Here is a 23279-nt window from a genome sequence, read left to right on the forward strand (position 1 = left end):
TAACTAAAATCAAACCAAAAAAATGAGAAAAATTATTCTATCCTTTGCCATCCTAGCATTGGCAATTGTTGCTTGTCAAGACAATTCTGAAGAAAATGTTCCAACACAAGAACTTGCAAAAGTTGACATGAGCGACTTTTATGTGTACACAGATGATGATTTATCATCTAGAGGAACAGAAAATTCAGCTGGAGACAAGTGCTATTCTATGAAAGTTTTAAATGAGCAGTTAAAAAACAATCCAGGATTGGAAAAAAGAATGTACAATATTGAAAAACATTCAAGAACCGTAATCTCCTTTAAAGGCAAACCTACTAACCCTGGTGGTGGTGGAGGAACTACTCCAACTCCATATACAGGAACAATTACTATCCCAGTTATTGTTAATATTTTAGAAGATTCTGCTCATCCTGTTACAACAGCCCATATAAATTCTCAAATTGCTATTTTAAATGCAGATTTCAACAACAACAATTCAAACACAAGCAGTGTTCCAGCAGAATTTGCAAGTCTTGTAGCTAATGCTAACATAACTTTTACACTTGCTGGAGTAAATAGAAAAACTTCAACAAAAACTACTTGGGGAACAAATGACGCTATGAAATATGCAAGTCAAGGCGGTATTGACGCAACGGACCCAACAAATTACTTAAACCTTTGGGTGTGTGAAATTGGTGGTGGAATATTAGGCTATGCACAATTCCCTGGAGGAACAATTGCAACTGACGGTGTTGTAATTGGTTCAGATTATTTTGGGGAAAATGCTGCTGGTGATGTATATGGCCACGGAAGAACTGCAACTCATGAAATTGGCCACTGGCTAAACTTACGTCATATTTGGGGAGATGGTAGATGCAAACAAGATGATTTTGTTGCTGATACCCCAAGTTCTGACGGACCAAACTATGGTTGTCCTTCATATCCTACTGTAAACTGCCAATCTGCTGATATGACTATGAATTACATGGATTACGTATATGATGATTGCATGTATATGTTCAGTTTAGGTCAAAATGATAGAATGAGAGCAATATTTGCGACTGGAGGCGCAAGAGAGAGTTTTGTACAATAAAAAATATTGAATAATACTATTAAAAAGGAGCTTTAAAAGCTCCTTTTTTGTATTTTTAAGTTTCAAATTTTAACTAAATGAAATCGTTACTGCATATAATGCTAGTTTTTATCACCATATCTTCTTCTTGTCAAAATCAAGAAACTATTAAGCAATTCTCGCTATCGTACAAGGCGCAAACAAGAGGTTTTCTATATAAAATAAACATACATAAAGATACTTTAGAAATTAACAATAACGGTATTATTAAAAATAGTGTTCTTAACAATCAACAACTATCAGAAATTGAAAAATTAGTGTCCAATTTAAATTTTGATGAGATTAAAAGCAATATTTCAATAGCTGATTTAGCGGTTGACAAGGCAATTGAAGGTGTTTTTACAACATATATTAATGATAAAGAACAACTGATTAAAATAGACCATAACAATCTTCCAATCCCAATAAGAGAATTATTTAATAAATTAGAAGAATTCGTAGAATAACTTTATTTTCTACCAAAATCTGCAGGAATTTCACCCCAAGCTTTGGTTTCCCATTTTAAAATTTGGGTAGTATATTTATTTTCTTTCAACCATTTTTCAGCGCGTTTCACCAAATCAAATAATTGCTGATTTTCAGAAGATATCGGTAAATTTGTTCTACACTGCCCAGTTTGCACCCATTTTATCGCAATTTTAGAATCGGAATAAATAGGATAACTTAACTCTTTTTGTTTTAAATAACCTAAACCGTGTACCAACGCTAAAAATTCTCCAATATTATTGGTTCCCTTTTCAAAAGGTCCTTGAATAAATAATTGTCTTTTAGTTTCAGAAACAACTCCACGATACTCCATTCTACCAGGATTTCCAGCGCATGCGGCATCTACAGAAAGTGATGGAAAAACAGGCTTTCCATATTTTTTTAATTCTTCAGAGGAAAGCATCACTTTTTTAGTCTCCTTTCCTTTATAATCTTCATACCTACCTTTAAAAGCCTTTTCAGCTTCATCTTTAGAAACAAATGCTTTGTATTGCGCACCTTTAAAATTCTCTATTTGTTTTTTACAAACATTCCAAGAAGTAAAAACACCTTTTTTGTGTCCTTCCCAAACTACATAAAACTTTTTTTTAGCCATAAAATATTTAGTGCTCTAAAATAACTTTTTCTATAATTTTTGGAAAATGTTTATACTCTAAAGTATGAATTCTTTCCGCAACGTCTTCCGCAGAATACGACGATACTACGTTAAAACTTTCTTGAAAAATGATGGCTCCTTCATCATAATTGTCATTTACATAGTGAATTGTGATACCAGTTTCCATTTCTTTATTAGAAACCACTGCATTATGCACATGCATTCCGTACATTCCTTTTCCACCATATTTTGGCAACAAAGCTGGATGAATATTTATAATTTTATTTGGAAAAGCTTCAATAATTTTTGAAGGAACTTTCCATAAAAATCCTGCTAAAATAATATAATCTGCATTCATCTTTAGAAAATTCAAAACAAAATCGGAATTATTTAACATCTCCCTATCAAAGTATAAACTATTAACTTTCAATCTTTTAGCGCGTTCAAAAACTTTGGCATCCTTCTTGTTACACAAAATATAATCAACAGAAATTAAATTGCTATTTTTAAAATACTTAATTATATTTTCAGCATTAGAACCAGAACCGGAGGCGAGAATAACTATACGAGTCATAAATTTAATAGAATGTTGTAGCACAAATAAAACAAATAATTAGTAACTTATTCCCTTAAAATACAAAAACTTTATCTATTTTTATTCTAAATATATCATCTTTTGCAATTAAAAGATTTTGATTTAAATAAAGTTTTATATTTTTGCCGAGTAATTAAATTTAAAAATTAAAGAATTATGTCAGACATTGCATCAAGAGTAAAAGCCATTATCGTTGATAAATTAGGCGTTGACGAGAATGAAGTAACAACAGAAGCTAGCTTTACTAATGATTTAGGAGCAGATTCACTTGATACTGTTGAATTAATCATGGAATTCGAAAAAGAATTTGATATTCAAATTCCAGACGATCAAGCAGAGAATATTGGAACTGTAGGTCAAGCAATTAGCTATATAGAAGACGCAAAAAAGTAAATTTTATATGGAAATTAGACGAGTTGTAGTAACTGGACTTGGGGCATTAACACCAATTGGAAATAACGTTGAACAATATTGGAATGGACTCATTAACGGAGTTAGCGGGGCCGCTCCAATAACTTATTTCGATGCATCCAAGTTCAAAACTCGTTTTGCATGTGAACTCAAAAATTTTGATGTCACACAATTTATTGATAGAAAAGAAGCTCGAAAAATGGATAGATTCACTCAGTATGCAATGGTTGCATCTGATGAAGCCATTTTAGACTCAAACTTAGATATTGAAAATATTGATAAAGATAGAGTTGGTGTAATTTGGGGCGCAGGTATTGGCGGTTTAGAAACTTTTCAAAATGAAGTTTTAAACTTTGCTTCCGGTGACGGCACTCCTAGATTTAACCCTTTCTTTATTCCAAAAATGATTGCAGATATTGCACCAGGTCAAATTTCTATTAAATATGGATTTAGAGGACCTAATTTTGCAACGGTATCTGCATGTGCATCCTCATCAAACGCTATTATTGACGCTATGAATTATATCCGATTAGGATATGCAGATGTCATGGTGTCTGGTGGTTCTGAAGCAACTATTACCATTGCTGGAATTGGAGGTTTTAATGCTTTACAGGCACTTTCTACAAGAAATGAAGATCCTGAAACCGCATCTAGACCATTCGATAAAGACAGAGATGGTTTTGTATCAGGCGAAGGAGCAGGAGCGCTAATTTTAGAAGAGTATGAGCACGCCAAAGCAAGAGGCGCTAAAATTTATGCTGAAATTGCTGGGGGCGGATTATCCGCAGATGCATATCACATTACAGCTCCACATCCTGAAGGATTAGGTGCTAGAAATGTAATGTTAAACTGCTTAAAAGATGCTGGTTTAAAACCAGAAGATGTTGACGCTATAAATATGCACGGAACTTCAACTCCTTTAGGAGATATTGCTGAAAGTAAAGCAATTTTAGAAGTTTTTGGTGAACATGCTTATAAGCTAAACATAAATTCAACCAAGTCAATGACAGGTCACTTATTAGGTGCAGCTGGAGCTGTTGAAGCAATAGCTTCAATTTTAGCTATTAAAACCGGTATTGTACCTCCTACTATAAATCATTTTACTGATGATGACCAAATTGACAGTAAATTAAACTTTACGTTTAACAAAGCACAAAAACGTACTGTAAATGTTGCCATGAGTAATACTTTTGGCTTTGGTGGACACAATGCTTGTGTACTGTTTAAAAAACTAGATTAACACAACTGAATGAATTTCATTCGAAAAATTATTAAAACTCGCTCTAAAGAAGATGAGGTGTTTTATACTGATATTAAAAAAATAATAGGCTTCACTCCTAAAAATATTTCCTATTATAAAAAAGCATTTACCCATAGATCTATAAAAGAATTTGATGAGGAAACTGGAAATCCTTTAAATTATGAGCGTCTAGAGTTTTTAGGAGACGCCATGTTAAGCGCCGTAATAGCTGCTTATTTATTTAATGAAGTTCCTTCGGGTGATGAAGGGTATTTAACCCAAATGCGCTCAAAAATTGTTAGTAGAGAACATTTAAATGAGCTGGGGAGAGACTTAGATTTACTACGGTTTGTGAAAAGCAATATTGCAAGATCTAAATTTGGAGAAAACATTCACGGAAATATTTTTGAAGCACTTGTAGGAGCTATTTATTTAGATAGAGGATATAAATTTTGCAATAAATTTATTGATAAAAGAGTGATCGCACCTTATGTAGACGTTCCAAAATTAGAAGGGAAAATAACCAGTTATAAGAGTTTATTTATTGAATGGTGTCAAAAACAAAAAAAAGAATTCCTGTTTGATGTATACGATGACACAGGTAACGACACCATAAAACATTTTAGCGTAAAACTTTTTTTAGATGGCAATTTAATTGCTAAAGGTAGGGCTACTTCAAAGAAAAAGGCAGAAGAAACAGCTTCTAAAAGAGCCTATTTTGCATTTCAAAAAAAGTTATCTAATAATTAATTTCTACAAATCGAATACGATTTCGTAAATTAATTAGTTACTACAATTAAACAATAGTACTTTTGTAGCAATTTATATTCATTCTTTATATGCAACTATTATCATGTGATTTTGAAGATGATTATTCACTAATTGGAATTCATTCAACCGAAGAAGATTACCGGTTGGCTTATTTAATTAACAAGCACTTAAAAACTAAATTTAACAGGTTTAAACACCCCCTTGACTTTAAAGATTCTGATGCTGAATTTCCATTATTTGAATATAAAGATGAAGCTAATTTTATGAATTACTATTTAATAAACAACAAACATATTCAATATGTAAATAATACTGAAACCGGAGGCTTATTTGGAGGTAATTATACTTCAACTTCATATTTAATTCCTGAAAAAAAGAAGATAGACTTCTTTTTGAAAATTGAAGGGGGAGACCATGAAAATTACATTCAAGAAATTATTGGAAATTTAAAATCAATCAGTCAAATAATAACCTCCTACTCAGTAGAGCTAACAACATTAAAATCAAAAGATCACCTAATATTTTAACTATGGCACTAAATAGAAAACGCACAAAGATTGTTGCAACCCTTGGACCAGCAACTGATACAAGAGAAATTATTGAAACAATGATGGATTGTGGCGTAAATGTTTTTAGAATTAACTTTTCACATGCAGATTATGCAGAAGTTGAAAAACGCGTAAATATAATTAGAACTGTTAACAAAGAAAAGAATTACAATGTAGCTGTTTTAGCAGATTTACAAGGCCCTAAACTTCGAGTAGGTGTTATGGCAGAAAACGTAATGCTTCATCCTGGTGATACCTTTACATTTACAACAGAAAAATGCGAAGGTACTTCAGAAAAAGCCTACATGACTTATCAAAATTTCCCAAATGACGTTCAAGTTGGTGAACACATTTTAGTAGATGATGGTAAATTACTTTTTGAAGTTACTGCTACCGACAGAAATACGGAAGTAACTACCAAGGTTTTACGTGGTGGTCCGTTAAAATCTAAGAAGGGAGTTAACTTACCAAATACCAATATTTCAGTTCCAGCTTTAACAGAAAAAGATGTAAAAGATGCATTGTTTGCAATTAAAATAGAAGTAGACTGGATTGCACTATCTTTTGTTAGAACTCCAGAAGATTTAATGTTATTAAGAGATTTAATTGCTAAAAACTCTTCATACAGAATTCCAATTGTAGCTAAAATTGAAAAACCAGAGGCTATAAAAAATATTGATAAATTAACACCATATTGTGATGCTTTAATGTGTGCACGTGGTGATTTAGGTGTAGAAGTACCAATGGAAACTGTGCCTTTATTGCAAAAGAAATTAGTACTGAAGGCTAAAAAAGCGCATATTCCAATCATTATTGCTACACAAATGATGGAAACTATGATTGATAATCAAGTTCCTACTAGAGCAGAGGTAAATGATGTGGCAAACTCAATTATGGACGGTGCTGATGCGGTAATGCTTTCAGGGGAAACTGCTATGGGAAAATATCCTGTTGAAGTTATTAAACAAATGAGAAGAATTATTGAAAGCGTAGAAAATTCTCCACTTATTACGCCTCCACAAGAATATGTGCAATGTATTAATGATCGTTTTATTTCAAAAACCATTTGTCACCAAGCCGCTTTAATGGCAAAAAATATTGGTGCTGAAGTAATTACAACGTTAACAGATTCTGGTTTTACGGCATTTCATATTTCATCTTGGAGACCGACATCAAATATATTAGTATTCTCTTCAAACAGAAGAATATTAGCCATGTTAAATTTATTATGGGGTGTAAAAGGTATTTATTACAATAAATTTGTAAGTACAGACCAAACCATTGAAGATATTAATAATTTAGCGCACGAACGCGGTTATTTAAAAGAAGGTGATTACGCCATTAACATTACCTCAATGCCTGTTAAAGCAAGAGGTATGGCAAACACAATGCGTATTACTGAATACGGAAAAGGTTAATTACTTTTTAGTATAGCATATAAAGCAAACGAAGCTAACCAATGGGCTCCGGCATATTCGCCAGAGTCCATTTTTTTGTAACTATAATTAAAATGCTTATTTGCTAAATTTAACATTTTATCATTATTTAAAGCGCTACCCATTTCATATAAACACCAAGCTCGGCTAAAGTTTAAACCATCTAAATGGGCTAATTTACCATCTGACCTGTCGGTGACTTCCGCAACTTCTAAATAAGATGCTGGATTGTTTCTAAAATCGGGCAAAAAAGCATCTAACCAAGTAATAAATTCTTCCTTCGGTAATACTTTCAACATAAGTGAAGCTTCTTGCAAACAAGGCGACAAAAAATCAAATCCGCCAGGCTCCCAAGTTATTGGACAGCCTTTATCATTTAAATAATATTCTTTTGCCTTTTCAATAATTAAAGCTTCTAATTTAGGTGAATATTTTTTGGCATAATCTAAGGCAAAAGACATTCCAAATGCGGTGTTTGGATGCTCTCCAACACGAATTGGATATTTTAATTTAGGTAAAAATTCTATGTACTTGTTTTCAATTAAAGTAACCAATGGCTGTAAATTTTTATGAAGATTTTTGGCTTCTGGAGTATCCCAATCTTGTAAAGTTTCAGATATTTTTAATAACCAAGCCCATCCGTACGTTCGTTCAAACGTGTTATTATGAACATCATCAAAATACATCACTTCCTTTAAAACATTTTCTTTCGTTATATTTTTTTGAAGTTTTTTTAAAATGGAATCTCGTCCCTTAAAATTTGGTAATTCCTTTATAATATTTAGCAATGCCCAATGTCCGTGTACGGAAGAATGCCAGTCAAAACAACCATAAAATGCTGGATGTAATTCAGCTGGTTCTTTTAAATAGGTGCTATCGCCTAAAACTTGACCCAATTTATTTGGATATTCTTGATCTATACATTCATAGGCAAAATGATACAAATAAGCGGCGCTTTTTTCAGTGAATTGCGGTTTTTCATAAATAGTATCCTTTATAATAACTGCAGAAACTTCTTCTAGTATAGGTTTTTGAATTTTTCGACAAGAAATTGTTGTAATAACAAGAAGTACAATTAAAAATAATCTTTTCATAGTTAAAATGTTATGTTGGTTTTTATCACAGTGGCATCATTTAAAACAAAAGGCATTGGCATCATCACTTCACTTCGTTGTTTCATTTTAATAAACGGATTTGACAATAAATCAAATTTAATTTCTAATACATCCATATCAAACTTTTGTTGTTTCGCTACCAAAAACTCCAGTTCAATTAGTTCATGTTCTTGAGTTAAAAAGTAGCTCATAATAGTTCCATTTTTAACTTCAAAAGCCAATTTAGAAGTCGCATCTATTTTTAAAGCTTCATTATTTACTTTAAATGCTTTAAACTGAATTGGAGTTTTTGTAAGTAATTCCACTTTGTTTGCATTTCTATTGCTTGAAATTTGCAAAACTATTTTTCTATTGTTTCCAATTAAAGTATCAGTAACAATGTTAATGGAAGGTTTTTGTAAATTTATAATTGGCGCTTTTGAATGTAATTGAATATTGGTTTTATACTTACTAGCCGAGGTGTTCGCATCATAACTTCCAATTGTTGGGTTTTTCCCTAAAAATTGTTCAGTAAATTCATCAGTTTTTGAATTATAGCTTGCCCAAAAAGCTTCATTTTTAGCAGCGTCTAACACGTACAACATACTATTGGGCAATTTCCTTTCAGTACTATATGATGAATTTATGGATGCTGAAATAAATGCCATTCCAGCAATTAACAAAAATAAATTACCTATATTTTTATTATTTCTATACGATTGAAAAATTGGAAGTAACAATCCTAAAATTAATATTGTAAATGCCGAACTTATCACCAACATTTTCAATCCCAAACCAACTGGAAACATAACTATAAAAGGTGAAAAAATAAACAATATTGGAATGGTTAAAAAAGTAAAAAACAAGGTGTTATTTTTAGTGTTTGCCGAAAAAATATAAACAGCTAAAACAATTAAAGTTAAAATTACTGGAATACTAAAAAATCCTGCTCCTTGTAAATAAAAAACAATACCTCCGTTTATTAAAATCCAAAAAGTTAGTGGAGCTATTAATAAATCTTGAGTTTTTTCTTTTTTAAAAAAACGTTTATAAAACCAAAAGAAAATAGCGATGCTGAGCGCCACAAAAAAGACAATGTAATAAGATCCGTTGTAGGTGAATCCTTGTAAAATATCTTGATATTTCGGATATATTTTTAGTAATAATTTCCATCCAAAAAAAGCAAGGAGTCCACTTGTAAATAATGACAGTTTAAAAGGAATAAATCCTTTAATTACACCAGATAATGTCAGTTTTTTCTTTTGAAAACCAACAAATAGCAATGCAAAAAACACGATTAAGCAGCCGATAAATATGGGCATTACCCAAGAAAATGGATAAAAAACCAATCCAAAATATGGAAAATTAAAATACACATCATCTTCATGTGCTTTTAATTGTGTTAAATCGATATTCGCAAAATAATTTAACCCTGCAATTAAATATGAAGCTTGGTGATTTAAAGATTGTAAATCCATTCGTTCAAAAGAATCTTGGGCTGTATGATAGTCAAAATGATCGCCGATAAAGGCAAAATTAAATCCTTCAATATTTCCATCTTCTCTAAAAACAGTTAAATCGGTATCATTTGGCAACATTTTATAAATGCTGTACATAAATGAATTCCCGACTGGAAAAGCAGTATTGGCGTTTTTAAAAGCTTCCACCAACTTTTTATTTCCGCCATTCGTTTCCAACAATAAATAACTTGGCCCACCACTTCCTCTGGCTTCAAAATTTAAAACAACACCTACATCTTTTGCCCACGGATGATGATTTACAAAAGCATTGGCACCTAACAAACCTAATTCTTCCGCATCGGTAATACAAATAATAATATCGTTTTTAGGAACTTCATTTTTAGCTAAAAAAGCGCGAATTCCTTCTAAAATAACCACTACGCCACTTCCTGCATCACTGGCGCCTAAAGATGAATGTGGATTAGAATCATAATGTGATAATAACAACAATGCTTTCCCTTTTTCACTTCCATTAATCCGTGCTAAAATATTTCGAGTATTTGTGGCGGCTCTCCATTTTTTGTTAACGGCTACTTGTTCTTGAATTTGAACCTGTAAGCCTAATTTTTCTAATGCTGAAACTATATAATTTCTAACCACAACGTGTTCTGTTGAACCTGTATAATGCGGTTTTTTAGAAATTTCTTTTAAAAGAACCAATGCATTTTCTGTTGAAAACTCCGTTTCAACAGTTGATGTATAATTTTTGGAAGGCGTTTGAGCATAAAAACTATAATAAACGGTTGCCACTATAATTACGATAGAAAACAACTGAATGTATTTTTTTGAAAGCATTCTTTATAAAATTAAGTGCTAATTATTCGCTTTTTATCAATAAATAATAATCGTTTTCCAACGGTAAATACCCTTGATCGTAAATATAATAATAGGTGTTTCCTGTTTTTGTGGTGTAAATAGCTGTAAAATAACTAAAATCAAAATTACCATCTAATAATTTAGTTCTGGTGACTTTAGTTTTTCCTGAAATATTTAACTCACTCAGTAATTTATGATTTTTCCGAAGGCGGTTATTTACATTTCTAATTAAATTTTTACTCTCTTTGTTTACTTTGTTATTATAAGAATTTCTACAATAATCTGAACAAAATTTTTTGTCAACCCTTCCATTTAAAGGTTCACCACATTCTAAGCACTTTTTTTTCATAGCTTTTTTTAGTTCTTTTTTTTTAATCATCAATGTTTACATTTCCCCAATTTTCGCCAGATTTTATTCTGTACAATTGCATTTCCGAAATTCCAAATTGCTTGGCTATTAAACGCATTCTAGTTTTTCGGTTGGGATCTAATATTTTCTTTTTTATCATTCTAACTCTACCTTCGGTTAATTTAGAATAGGTGCGTTTTCCTAGCTTTTTTTCATGAACCGGATTCTTTTTATTATGTTCATTTAATTCGATTCTGTTTACCCATTGTAAATTTTTGGCCCTATTATTCAACTTATCAAAATCTAAATGAATCACAAAATTTTGATCTGAACGTTTTTTGCAATAAATTTCTGCAACCACTCTATGAATATAACTGGAGGACGTATTTTTACTTCCCTTTTTTCGAATCCAAAAGGAATCATACCCGCCAATTAATGATGTTTTAGATAAACTCCAAGTTTCCTCACCTACTTTTCTTCGCTGAACTCTTCCGTAATCAGAAATCATTAACTCATCTTCCTCTCTCCATTTTTCATTAAAATAAGGAGTCCAGGTTTCCTGTCTAAAATTAACAATCATAAGTATCTCATTTAGTATGTAGTTACTCAAATATACAAAAAATTATCCGTTTACAAACGACTACAAACATTTACATACGAAAGTAAACATATAACAACCGAATATCAGTATTTATTCACCCCATATTTGCATTGTTGAATTGAACGGATGATATTCAGCCTATTAAAAACCTTATCTTATGAATACGTTAAGAAACAAAGTACAATTAATTGGAAACTTAGGAAACAAACCAGAACTAATTACTTTAGAATCTGGAAAAAAATTAGCAAAATTTTCAATCGCTACAAATGAAACCTATAAAAACGCACAAGGCGAAAAAGTAACAGAAACGCAATGGCACAATGTGGTTGCCTGGAACAAAACTGCAGAAATAGCAATACAACATTTAGAAAAAGGAAGAGAGATTGCCATAGAAGGTAAATTAACAACCCGAAGTTATGATGATGTAAACGGTGTAAAAAAATACATTACAGAAATTATAGCGAATGAATTATTACTTTTAGGAAACAAATAAACTAAAAATTGCTGTGAAAAAATGAAAAGAGCACATAACGGTGCTCTTTTCTTATATAACATATGTAGCTTAAAATTAAGTAAATTCCTCTTTTTTAGGTAAAAAAAAAAACTATAAGCCTCTTGAAAAAAAAATTATTTTTTTAACATAAATTTGAAAAAAAATTGAAAATCTGACAATAATAAAAAGGAAAACAGTGAGAATAACATAATAATAATGCAATTAAACATAAATATTTCGTAAACAAACAATAAAATACTACCCAAATTTCACTTAAATAACAATATTAACCGGAACATTAAAGCAAAGAATTTTAATCCTAACTAATTATTTTTTAATGTTTTATATTATAATAATAGAAAATATTACTATTTTAGCAGTAAAAATTAAGGAGTTTTACTAATTCAAATATTGCATAATAAAAATTATATGTGTAGTTTTGTTCCCTAATTGTAATAACACAAGTTTATTAACCTATTTAAATTTTAAAGAATATTAATTAAAAAGTTACAAAATGAAACATTTAAAAAAATTGTCGGTAGTTCTGATGATGACTACCCTATTCAGTGTGAGCTTTACGTCTTGTATAGACAATGAAGTCTCTCCAATTGTAGAAGCTATTTACGAAGCTCAAGCCGATTTAATTGCTGCGCAAACTGCAGTACAAAATGCTGAAGCATCTTTATTAGCTGCTCAAGCACAAGCAGAACAAGCGCAAGCTGCTTACTTAGAAGCGCAAGCTCAAGTAGCATTAGCAAACGCAGCATCTATTGATGCAGGTACTGCTAACCAATTAGAACAAACAGCATACAATGCTTTAGTTCACGAACAACAATTATTGTCTTTAGTTGCTCAAACAACTGCTAACGTTGCTGCAACTGAAAATGCTGCTGCAATTGCTCAAGCTAATTTTGACATTCAAATGGCAAATTTAATGGCTCAATTAGAATCAGCTGGTGCTCAATTAGCTACTCAGTATGCATATGCTTATGCAAGTGCAATGAATACTGCTAATAGCATTTTATCTGATAAATTATCTGTTGAAACTCAATTAGCTGCTGCTAACTTGTTCCAAACTTGGGATGGTAGTAACTATGTTTCTCAAGCTTATTATTTAGCTCAAATGGAAGGCGCTGTTACTAATGCTGAAGCAAACAAAGCAAGTATTGAAGCTGCAATAGCTGATATGGAAGCTTACATTGCTAACCCTTCTACTCCAGAAGCTATGGTTGCTGCTTTAGAAGCTACTAGTGCTGATTTACAAGCACAATTAGATGCTTTAGCTATTTCTATGCAAGAGCAATACAACAAAATCATGGCTATCTATGATGAAAACGGCGTTAGAAATGAAGTTGTTGACAGATATATGGAAGCTTTAAACGATTTAGAAGATGCTCAAGCTGACAAAACTGATCGTGAAGATTGGATTGAGTCTGCTAATGACAATATCGCTTTATGGGAAACTCAATTAGCTGATTATCCTGCTGCTTTAGCTGGCTTTGAAACTGCTGTTGCTGACGCTGAGGCTGCTGTAACTGCTGCTGAAGACGCTTTAGAAGCTGCAAACGAAGCAAAATGGGCTTCTGATGATGTATTAGCTGATGCTAACACTGCTTTAACTGAAGCGCAAGATGCTTTAGATGCTTTAAACCTTGAATTAACTGGTTTAAATACCTCATACCAAGATGCTATTCAAGATTTAGCTGACGAAACTGCTCTTTACGCAGCTGGTTTACCAGGTGTTACTGCTGCTTTAGCAAGTGCTGAGGGTGATTTAACTGCTGCAGAAGCTGATTTAGCTGCTGCTCAAGCTGATTACGATGCTAAAAAAGCTGCTTTTGAAGCTGACCCAACTGGATTTGTATGGACAGGTGGTACAAATGGAGCTGTTGGTTTACACGCTGATGCTGTAACTGCAACTGATTCTTACAGAAATTATGATGATACTGCATCTACAATGTCTGCATTATCCTTAACTAATAATGGTGGTACTGATGAAACAGGAAACTATACAACTTATGCTGCTTATGCTGCTGATGCTCCAACTTTAGGGTATGATTCTTTCTACAATGTAGGTGGTGATGACGTTCCTGCTGGAACTAAAGCTGACCGTTTAGAACTTGCTGCAGATGTGTTAACTCTTGCAATTGATGCTATTGCACCATTAGAAACTGCTGTTGCTGATGCTCAAGATGACGTTGATAACTTTGGAGATGATTTAGATGCTGCTCAGTTAGTTTATGATCACCAAAAAGATTTATATGAAAATCAATTAGCACTAGTTGCCGCTGCTGAGGGTGTAGTTGACGCTGCACAAGACGCTGTAGATGCTGCTGTAATTGTTAATGACGATGCTATTGAAGCTGTAGCTGATGCAGACAATGCATTAACTGATGCTGAAGCTGATTTAGTAGATGCTGAAGATGACTTAGCTGCTTTTGAAGCTACAACTGAAGAAGATATCCAAGGATGGATTGATGAAGCTAACGATGATATCGCTGATTGGACAACAGAAATTGCTGCTATCCAACCTATTATTGATGCTAAACAAGCTGTAGTTGATGGTTTACAAGCTGAATACGATGAGTATGTTGCTAACACTGGATTCTTAAGTTCATTATATGCTGACTTACACGCTGAAATTATTGCTGAATGGCAAGCTTATTGGGCTATGGAGCAACAAGAAACTGCTTTAAACAACCAATTAGACTTAAATGATGACTTAATTAGCGCTTACGGATCAGTAGATGATTTAGCTACTATGTTGTCTGACTTACAAGATGATTTAACTGATGCTATTTACGACATCGAAGTTGCTGAACAAGCTTTAGCTACTGCACAAGCTGATGCTAATGCTGATGTTGCTTACATTGCTTACTTAGAAGCTAAAATTGCTACTTTAACTGCAAGACACGCAAATGCTATGGCAATTGCTGCTAAATACAAAGCATTAATGGATGCTGCTTTAGCAAGCTAATAAATTCTTTAGGAAACTAAAAAAAGGGCTGCACAACAGCAGCCCTTTATTAAACAAAATAAGAACTCTTAAAGAACTAAAACATATGAAAAAATATTTAATTTTATGCTTTATTTTTGCCTTATCGCTAACAAGCGTTAATGCTCAAGATAAAGATTCAGACCACGTTTGTAAGGATGCTTGTTGCGCTGTGAGTACTTTCGCACCACAAAAAGGAGATTTTACAGCCGCTATGGTTTTTGGACGAGGAGCATATCTAAATGGTGGTTTAGTTGTACCTAATTCTTATCCAAGTACTGTTGATGGAACGTCACCTTACGATAATACCGTAAGTGCTAACAGCAATAGTATTACAAATATGATAGGAGCAGAAGGTAGATATTACGTTGGAAACAGATTCGCTCTTACCCTTAGTGGTGGTGCAATTATGCGTAATACTCCTGCTGTATTAGCAATTCCTGGAGTACCAAACTCAAGTGTACCAGCATATGCTGCCGTTGATTCTTCTGAAGAAATTGACGTTACAGCTACTATTGGTGGACAATGGTTATTTAAAACAAAAAATGATAGATTATTTCCTTACTTAGGATTTGCTTTACCATTTGATTATGCAAGACAATCTTTGTATGATCCAACAATAACTGTTGATAACTTAGGAAATGTTACTATTACTGACTTAGGTGCTCGTCACGCAGATATTACCGCATTTGGTGTACAAGCTGTTGCTGGTGTTGATTATTATATTGCTAAAGATGTATTTCTTGGCTTTGATATTAAACCAGTATCATACACTTATGCTGTTAGTGTAAAAACACCAGGTCCAGGGTTAATGAACCTTGAATCTGAAAATAATACTGTTTCTTTCTTTGCTCAATTTTCTTTCAAACTTGGGTTTAAATTCTAACTTGTAGATTATTATAAGAAACTATTAAAGAGAGGCTATTTTAAATAGCCTCTTTTTTTATGCCTTAAAATTAGTTAAATTACTCGTACTTTATTAAAGGTCTACATTTTTTGAAGTTCATTCAAATCTTCTGCTCCACTAGAAACTATTTAAAAAGATAGCGATCCTATTCCAATAAAATTTAAATGTTCTATAAATTATTGGTACTTAAATAGTATCGTTAAAAACTCCTTAGCTAATTTATAAAACTGCTTAGCAATATTCTAAAACTGCTTAGCTATTTTACCAAACTCCTTAGCAATATTTCATAACTACTTAGCTAATTCATAACATTGCTTCGTAATTGCGCCATTGTTATTGTTTTCCACCAAAATACCACTCTTGTAAGCTTGAACACATTAAAGGTTCACAAACCCACCAACCTGAATATCCCTTATTTACAGTCCATCAGCATACCAAAACACGCTATTTATAATTCATAGAAAGTTGTATACGTTTTCTAGCAATGTCTATTTCTAAAACTTTTACAATAACTTGTTGATGTAAACTTACTATGGAATTAACATCACTTACAAATGTATCAGATAAATTTGACACGTGTACCAAACCACTTTCTTTAATGCCAATATCTACAAAACAACCAAAATTGGTGATATTATTTACAATTCCAGGTAATAATTGTCCTTCGTGTAAATCATTTATAGTTCTAATATTTTGGTTAAACGTAAAAACTTTCGCAGTTTGACGCGGATCTAAACCGGGTTTTTCTAATTCTTTAACAATATCTTTTAATGTTAACACACCTACAGTTTCTGTAACGTATTTTTGAAGATCAATTTTTTGAAGTTGCAATTTATTCCCAATTAAATCAGAAACATTCAATTTTAGGTCCTTTGCTATTTTAGTGACAACAGCATAACTTTCTGGGTGCACAGCAGAATTATCCAACGGATTTTTTCCGTTTTTAATTCGTAAAAATCCAGCGCCTTGTTCAAAAGCTTTATCTCCTAATCTCGGCACTTTTTTAATATCATTTCTAGAAGTAAAAGAACCATTTTTATCTCTATAAGCTACCATGTTTTCAGCCAATTTTGGACCGATTCCAGAAACGTAACTAAGCAAAGATATACTAGCTGTATTCACATTTACACCAACGGTGTTTACACAACTCTCTACCACCGCATCTAAAGAGTTTTTTAATTTATGTTGATCCACATCGTGCTGATATTGACCAACGCCAATAGATTTTGCATCAATTTTCACCAATTCAGCTAAGGGATCAGCTAACCTCCGTCCAATAGAAACAGAACCACGAACTGTAACATCATAATTTGGAAATTCATCTCTCGCAATTTTAGAGGCTGAATAAATACTGGCTCCTGCTTCACTCACCACAAAAACCTGCACATCTTTATTAAAACGCATTTTACGAATTAATTGTTCCGTTTCTCTAGATGCAGTTCCATTTCCAATGGCAATCGCTTCAATTTTGTAAGCATCCACCAAACTATTAATTTTTTTCATTGCTCCTATTGAATCGTTTTTTGGAGCGTGCGGATAAATAGTTTCGTTATACTCTAAACCACCTTGTGCATTTAAACAAACAATTTTACAACCAGTTCTAAACCCAGGATCAATGGCTAAAATATTTTTTTCACCCAAAGGTGCGCCTAATAGCAATTGCTGTAAATTTTTAGCAAAAACCTGAATGGCACTTTCATCGGCTTTTCCTTTTGAACTATTTAAAGTTTCATTAGATAAAGCCGGAAATAATAAGCGCTTATAGGAATCTTGAATTGCTAATTTTAGTTGTTGCGTACAAGCATTGTTAGAATTTAATATTCGATCTTCAATTTTATCAATAGCCTTTTCATCATCAATTTCAATTTTGACACGAACAAAACCCTCTTTTTCTGCTCTTAAAATAGCTAATAATCGATGCGAAGGACAACGACTTAAACGTTCTGACCAATCAAAATAATCTCTAAATTTTTGCGCCTTTTCTTCGTCTTCTTTTCCTTTTACAACTTTGGTGGTAATATTTGCGAATTTTTCTAATTGATAACGAATGTTGTTTCTAACATCGGTACGTTCATTTACCCATTCCGCAATTATAAAACGTGCACCTTCCAGCGCAGCTTCTTCTGTTTCAACTTCATTATTTACATATTTTACTGCAATAGATTCAATATCTGTAGCACGCTGACTCATTATAATCTTCGCCAACGGTTCTAATCCATTTTTACGCGCTATTTCAGCCTTTGTGTTGCGCTTTTTCTTAAATGGTAAGTAAATATCTTCTAACACTATTAAGCTAGTTGTAGCTTCTATCTTATGCTTTAATTCTTCGGTTAAAACCTCTTGCTCTTCTAATGCTTTTAAAATAGTTGTTTTCCGTTTTTCTAACTCTTCAAATTGCGCTTTAAATTTTACAATATCACCTATTTGAACTTCATCTAAATTTCCTGTACGTTCTTTTCTATAACGTGATATAAAAGGAATGGTACAATCTTCATTTAAAAGTTGAATGGTGTTTTTTATGGCTGCTTGCGGTAATTGAGTTTGTGATAAAATATATTGAATTAAAGGCGTCATAGAATACTAAAATTAGAAAACAAATATAATTACTTACTACATCTTAAAACATACAATTCACAAAAAATACGGCAAATGCCCTATAGTGGTATAAAAAGTTGGTACTTATATTTGATACTAACAAAAATTACTTATGAAAAATATTTTTGCAATTTTAGCCCTTGTAATTTCCATACAGCTATTTGCTCAAAACGTAGATATGGAAAATGCGCCAGAAAATCCAGTTGCCTTACCCTACAAGTTAGCCCATTTTAATTTAAAAGGCGACGTATATAATTACGATTCCAGATTGTATTTTAACAAAGAGGGTTTTCTTATAAGAAAATCAGACTACACTGGAGAAAATACGTATACCTACAAAAATGGTAAATTAATTGGCGATGCGTATTCAAATGAATTAAAAGTAAGCGATAACGGATTGATAACTCTGAGAAGCACTAATTATTCTACTATTGACTATTCCTACAATGATAAAGGCTTACTAATTTCCGTTATTGAAACAAAACCTGAAGCCTATAATTCACCTCTTAAAATTGATAATAAAAAATATGTTTACGATGCACAAAATAGAGTTATTAAAGAGGAAATATACAGTTCTCAAATTTTAAAAGAAACAACAACATACACCTATAAAAAAATTGGAAATACCGTTCAGGTATTTGCAGAGGTTACTAAAACTGATGAAAAACCATATCATACAGAAAAACATTATATAAATGGAAGACTCATACTATCCAATGATCAATATGATGCTATTCCATTAAAAATAGCATCAAAACTAGATTCCTATGGGAATAGTATTGAAGATAAACATATAAATGGTGGAACATTAACAGATACGTTCAATTATACTATAATTTATTATTCTGAAGCCAACAATCCAAAAAACTATACAGTATTTATAAAAAAAGCATATAATGGCTCTATAATTCCTCAAATTCAAAAAAATGGCGGGTATTTCTATACAAAGTCAAATTCTCAACTTGAATCTACATTGGATATGTTGTTTTATGACGATTTAACCAAAAATTATTACATAGCAAAAAACGCCTACGATAAAACATTACCAGAAGGAACAACCATTAAATTTGAACTTATATCAAAAAACAATGAAGTACTTTCTTATATTAATTCAAAGGAAGAAATTATTATATTTAATAACTGTGAAAATGTTTTAAAAAATTCAGAAGAAAAGGCAGCCTCCTTCAACATAAATCACTTATTCGTTTACACAAAAAATACCAAAACAAAACAAGAACAAACATTTTTCTTTAAAGATGCTAAAGGGAAAACTTTTACTTCTGGAATTTTACTTCCCGAAAATAAAGCACCTTTATATTATTATCATGATAAAACCACAGATGGTGTAGTACTCGTTTTTAAAGGCCAACTAGTTAAAAACGTTTCCTTAAATAATACTAAAAAAATAGGAGACTGCGGTATAGTTATCAACCAAGAAGGCAAACCTACCTACGTTTTGCCAGATTACTGCAAACTAGAAATAGATAAAATTTATGCAGGAAGATTTTACGATGCAACGCTTGATAAAGTAGTTGAAAATGAAAACCAAGAAATTACCAATTCCATTGCAACAAACAAAAATTGTATTTCTGGTAATTGTACAAATGGATATGGCAAATATAAGGCAATAAACGGTGATATTATTGAAGGATTTTTTACAAATGAAAAAGTTAATGGGTTTGGTAGCCAAACATATACTACAGGAGATACCTATACAGGAAACTATATTGATGGAAAAAGAGAAGGCTATGGCATCTATATTTGGAAATCTATAAACACACAATATTACGGAGAATGGAAAAATGATAAAATACATGGATATGGCTATTTAGTTAACAAAAATGAGATTACTCAAGCAGGAATCTATACAAATGGAAAGCTAACCACAGATCTTTTAATAGATTATAAAAACAAAAAATATTCAACCAGCAACTGTTTAGGCGACTGTAATAATGGTTTTGGGAGTATAAAATATTCTGGAGGAGATTCGTATACAGGATTCTTTATCAATGGAAAATCCGCCAAAGTAGGAAAACATATGTGGATAAAGTTTGACAAGGTTTTTGCTGAATAAACCGGTCAATTTGATGCCAATGGGCAAACCAATGGTACCGCTAAATATGTACAAGGAAATTCGACCTATTTTGGAGAAATACTACAGGGTAAACTCACAGGCAAAGCTTTGAAAATAAATACACAAACAAATAAAGAAACGTATGGTGAATTTATTGATGATAAATTAGTAAAAGATTATAGCATCTATTCAAACACAACTTCTAACAATACAAATATCCCTATAACAAATTCATTCCCCACAGAAACCTGTATATCTGGTAATTGCATTGATGGGTATGGAATTTTAAAAACTAAAGACACATCTACAATTACAGGGTTTTTTAAAAATTCACAACCTAATGGCTACGGAATAGAAGTATACAATGATGCAAGTGCATATTATGAAGGAACATTTAAAAATGGTTTAAGAGATGGCTATGGATATTATAAATGGGTGAAAACAGGTCTAAATTATATAGGATTATGGAAAGAAGGATTGCAGCATGGTTATGGATACTATAGTAATAATGGTATTGTAACTCAGGCAGGGTATTACGAAAAAGGAAAGCAAATACAAAATATGTTAACGCCAAATTATATTAACAAAATATTAAAAGACAATTGCCTTGGAGATTGTAATAATGGTTTTGGCAGTTTAAAATATTCGAATAATGACATGTATACTGGATTTTTTAAAAATGGTGAAAAAAACTATGTTGGTGGTTATCTTTGGGCAAATGGAAATGGTTATACAGGGGAATATTACAATGGAATTAGAAACGGGGAAGGCGAAGAATTTTACGGAAGTATCGAAACTACCTACCACGGAACATTTGTTAACGGACAACGACAAGGTAATGGAGCTTACTTTAACAAAAGTGGTGACCTACTAAATAAAGGTTATTGGGAAAATGGCGAGCTCAAAACATCTTATTAAGCTAAAAAATAAAACTTGAAGTCCTTAAAATTAAGCCCTAACTTTTTAGTATGGTTTTTTTAAACTGAATAGCATTTAAAACAAAATAACTTATAAACTATGAAAATTAAATATTTAACAATTATTCTATTATTTAGTGGAACTCTTTTTGCACAATCATTTAAATACCATCCTGACGATTGGAAGTATACTATTGATGTTGAAAATTATGACCAATTAAAAAGCATTACAACTACAAATTACACCATTAAAAATGGAATAGAAACACCCGTTTTAGAAACCTATATGGATTGGAATTATACACAACAACTCAATTCCATTTCCTTTCACGATTTTACTTTAAGCAAAGTAAATTATACCGTTACAATAAACTACATGGAACCTGACAGCAACTTATTAAATTTTATAGAAGTTACTAATCTAGAAAATAATACACCTATAGAAAGTTACATCTACCACTATAGTCCAGACGGATATACCATTGAAAACATAAAAGTAGAACGTTATTCTAATAACGCGCTTATAAGTCAATTTGATATTAAATATGTATATGACGATGATTGGAGTAGAACAACCGAAACTATTTTCACGCCAACCGGAACTATTGAAAAACAGACTAAATTTTCCTCCATAAACGGAAATGATGAAAACAGATCCGTGAAAAATATTTTCTTAGGTGCTAATTTAGCTTTTGATCATTCCTTAGAAGAAATATACGACAAAGAGTGGATAACAAACTTTGGAAACGACTATAAAAATAATGAAACCACAAAAAAAACACGTTTTAAATACAATGAGCATAATTTATTAGAAGCTATAACAGAAAACGGTGTAGAAGTGCAGCGTTTTGAATACACCTTGGATGATAACAACAATTGGATAGAGCGCAAAACATTAGAGAAAAAAAATAATTCATGGAACCTTGTAAATATTACTAAACGCACTATTACATATCGTGCATAGTCTTAACAAAATTATTCAGGGTTTCAGCCTAAATTTAAGCGAAATGTTATATTTTGCTATCCATTTCATTGGTGTTGTTTGATTTTACCAAGAGAATTTCAAAAAACAATTTTAACAATAAAAAAGGAGCAACAATAAGACCTGATAATAAATTAGAATTGGAATTTTCATAAAAATCTTTGGGAAGAAATCCCCAAATAAACATTCCAATAATTATAGAAATATGTAAAATAATAATTTCTCTAGATAACATACTATTTTTATTAATAGTATGAAATTCATTTTTAAAATACAGTATCATTTCTCTAACTAAAAAGGTAATTATTGTAAAATTAAATAATGAATTTTTAAACATCAAAACTTCAAAATTTATAAAAATTAGGTTTGTGTTTTTCCAATCTAATATGAGTCCAAAAAAAATGAAGATAAAAACAACGTACAAAAATAATAAGAACATTTTACTTTTTGCCGCCGCAAAATACGCTTGTGGTAGCTTAAGTTTTTTTCTTTTAAAAAAATAACATATAAAACTAGAAACAGTTCTTAAAAACTCATCAAACCAAAATAAATAAATTAAATAAAAAACACTTATTTGATTATTAATTACCGCTAATGCCGTAAATATTGACATGAACACTAATGATATATAATTTGATAAAGGAGTGGTTTTAAGCTGCATAAATAAAAGTTTTTCAAATTAAATGAATTTAACCTGATTTTAATAATGAAAAAGCCATATTTCTCAATATGGCTTTTTAAAA

The 23279-nt window shown here is 31.6% G+C and carries 21 protein-coding genes; 13 read left to right on the top strand and 8 right to left on the bottom strand.

Features of this window, described 5'->3' with window-relative positions; genetic code table 11:
- Window positions 1-22 precede the first annotated feature (22 nt).
- Together JEY78_RS04960 and JEY78_RS04965 are read left to right on the top strand one after the other, a co-directional pair.
- Window positions 23-1072, top strand: a complete 1050-nt coding sequence (locus tag JEY78_RS04960; RefSeq protein WP_291847437.1) for a zinc metalloprotease — start codon at window positions 23-25, stop codon at window positions 1070-1072.
- Between the two features lie 77 nt (window positions 1073-1149).
- Entirely contained in the window at window positions 1150-1557 is a 408-nt protein-coding gene (locus tag JEY78_RS04965; RefSeq protein WP_291847440.1) for a hypothetical protein, read from the top strand.
- 2 nt (window positions 1558-1559) lie between these two features.
- On the opposite strand, the gene JEY78_RS04970 is transcribed toward JEY78_RS04965, so the two are convergent.
- Both JEY78_RS04970 and JEY78_RS04975 read right to left on the bottom strand, forming a co-directional pair.
- Window positions 1560-2192 carry a ribonuclease H family protein gene (locus JEY78_RS04970; protein ID WP_291847444.1) on the bottom strand — a complete coding sequence of 211 codons (633 nt, stop codon included), beginning with the start codon at window positions 2190-2192 and terminating at the stop codon, window positions 1560-1562.
- Between the two features lie 7 nt (window positions 2193-2199).
- Complete coding sequence (locus tag JEY78_RS04975; RefSeq protein WP_291847447.1) at window positions 2200-2766, bottom strand: phosphoribosylglycinamide formyltransferase; 567 nt, start codon at window positions 2764-2766, stop codon at window positions 2200-2202.
- A 177-nt stretch (window positions 2767-2943) separates the two neighbouring features.
- Here JEY78_RS04975 and JEY78_RS04980 point away from each other — a divergent pair, with 177 nt between their 5' ends.
- The 5 genes from JEY78_RS04980 to pyk all read left to right on the top strand — a co-directional run bounded on the left by JEY78_RS04980 (window position 2944) and on the right by pyk (window position 7175).
- Window positions 2944-3180, top strand: coding sequence for an acyl carrier protein (locus JEY78_RS04980; RefSeq protein WP_089380648.1), 237 nt, complete (start codon window positions 2944-2946; stop codon window positions 3178-3180).
- Between the two features lie 7 nt (window positions 3181-3187).
- Window positions 3188-4438 (top strand): beta-ketoacyl-ACP synthase II, encoded by a 1251-nt coding sequence (gene fabF, locus JEY78_RS04985; protein ID WP_291847460.1) that lies wholly within the window; start codon window positions 3188-3190, stop codon window positions 4436-4438.
- A gap of 9 nt (window positions 4439-4447) precedes the next feature.
- The gene (gene rnc, locus JEY78_RS04990) at window positions 4448-5188 is read left to right on the top strand and encodes a ribonuclease III (protein WP_291847462.1); all 741 of its coding nucleotides are present in this window, start codon (window positions 4448-4450) and stop codon (window positions 5186-5188) included.
- Window positions 5189-5277: 89 nt separating this feature from the next.
- The gene (locus tag JEY78_RS04995; RefSeq protein WP_291847464.1) at window positions 5278-5736 is read left to right on the top strand and encodes an IPExxxVDY family protein; all 459 of its coding nucleotides are present in this window, start codon (window positions 5278-5280) and stop codon (window positions 5734-5736) included.
- A 2-nt stretch (window positions 5737-5738) separates the two neighbouring features.
- Window positions 5739-7175, top strand: a complete 1437-nt coding sequence (gene pyk, locus JEY78_RS05000) for a pyruvate kinase (protein WP_291847466.1) — start codon at window positions 5739-5741, stop codon at window positions 7173-7175.
- On the opposite strand, the gene JEY78_RS05005 is transcribed toward pyk, so the two are convergent.
- From JEY78_RS05005 to JEY78_RS05020, 4 genes are read right to left on the bottom strand one after another with little or no spacing between them, the layout of a single operon-like run.
- A complete protein-coding gene (locus JEY78_RS05005; RefSeq protein ID WP_291847468.1) occupies window positions 7172-8287 on the bottom strand; it encodes a DUF2891 domain-containing protein in 1116 nt (371 codons plus the stop codon). The genes pyk and JEY78_RS05005 overlap by 4 nt on opposite strands.
- 2 nt (window positions 8288-8289) lie before the next feature.
- Window positions 8290-10602: a M28 family peptidase gene (locus JEY78_RS05010; protein ID WP_291847470.1), complete on the bottom strand. Its 2313-nt coding sequence runs from the start codon at window positions 10600-10602 to the stop codon at window positions 8290-8292.
- 22 nt (window positions 10603-10624) lie between these two features.
- Window positions 10625-10972, bottom strand: a complete 348-nt coding sequence (locus JEY78_RS05015; RefSeq protein WP_291847472.1) for a hypothetical protein — start codon at window positions 10970-10972, stop codon at window positions 10625-10627.
- Window positions 10973-10994: 22 nt separating this feature from the next.
- Window positions 10995-11552: an HNH endonuclease gene (locus JEY78_RS05020; protein ID WP_291847475.1), complete on the bottom strand. Its 558-nt coding sequence runs from the start codon at window positions 11550-11552 to the stop codon at window positions 10995-10997.
- Window positions 11553-11730: 178 nt separating this feature from the next.
- Here JEY78_RS05020 and JEY78_RS05025 point away from each other — a divergent pair, with 178 nt between their 5' ends.
- From JEY78_RS05025 to JEY78_RS05035, 3 genes are all read left to right on the top strand, one after another.
- Complete coding sequence (locus JEY78_RS05025) at window positions 11731-12066, top strand: single-stranded DNA-binding protein (RefSeq protein WP_291847477.1); 336 nt, start codon at window positions 11731-11733, stop codon at window positions 12064-12066.
- 514 nt (window positions 12067-12580) lie between these two features.
- Entirely contained in the window at window positions 12581-15043 is a 2463-nt protein-coding gene (locus JEY78_RS05030; protein WP_291847479.1) for a hypothetical protein, read from the top strand.
- Between the two features lie 85 nt (window positions 15044-15128).
- Window positions 15129-15947, top strand: coding sequence for a BT1926 family outer membrane beta-barrel protein (locus tag JEY78_RS05035; RefSeq protein WP_291847481.1), 819 nt, complete (start codon window positions 15129-15131; stop codon window positions 15945-15947).
- A 465-nt stretch (window positions 15948-16412) separates the two neighbouring features.
- On the opposite strand, the gene JEY78_RS05040 is transcribed toward JEY78_RS05035, so the two are convergent.
- A complete protein-coding gene (locus JEY78_RS05040) occupies window positions 16413-18542 on the bottom strand; it encodes a Tex family protein (RefSeq protein ID WP_291847483.1) in 2130 nt (709 codons plus the stop codon).
- 133 nt (window positions 18543-18675) lie between these two features.
- Between JEY78_RS05040 and JEY78_RS05045 the strand changes: the two genes are divergently transcribed.
- From JEY78_RS05045 to JEY78_RS05055, 3 genes are all read left to right on the top strand, one after another.
- Window positions 18676-20637 carry a hypothetical protein gene (locus tag JEY78_RS05045; RefSeq protein WP_291847485.1) on the top strand — a complete coding sequence of 654 codons (1962 nt, stop codon included), beginning with the start codon at window positions 18676-18678 and terminating at the stop codon, window positions 20635-20637.
- 108 nt (window positions 20638-20745) lie between these two features.
- Window positions 20746-21555, top strand: coding sequence for a hypothetical protein (locus tag JEY78_RS05050; RefSeq protein WP_291847487.1), 810 nt, complete (start codon window positions 20746-20748; stop codon window positions 21553-21555).
- A 99-nt stretch (window positions 21556-21654) separates the two neighbouring features.
- Complete coding sequence (locus JEY78_RS05055; protein WP_291847489.1) at window positions 21655-22518, top strand: hypothetical protein; 864 nt, start codon at window positions 21655-21657, stop codon at window positions 22516-22518.
- A gap of 46 nt (window positions 22519-22564) precedes the next feature.
- Here the strand turns inward: JEY78_RS05055 and JEY78_RS05060 are convergent, their stop codons facing one another.
- Window positions 22565-23197, bottom strand: a complete 633-nt coding sequence (locus tag JEY78_RS05060) for a DUF6498-containing protein (protein ID WP_291847492.1) — start codon at window positions 23195-23197, stop codon at window positions 22565-22567.
- Window positions 23198-23279 lie beyond the last annotated feature (82 nt).

It is taken from the genome of Lutibacter sp. (assembly GCF_016342705.1).
In the GTDB taxonomy this organism is placed as follows: domain Bacteria; phylum Bacteroidota; class Bacteroidia; order Flavobacteriales; family Flavobacteriaceae; genus Lutibacter.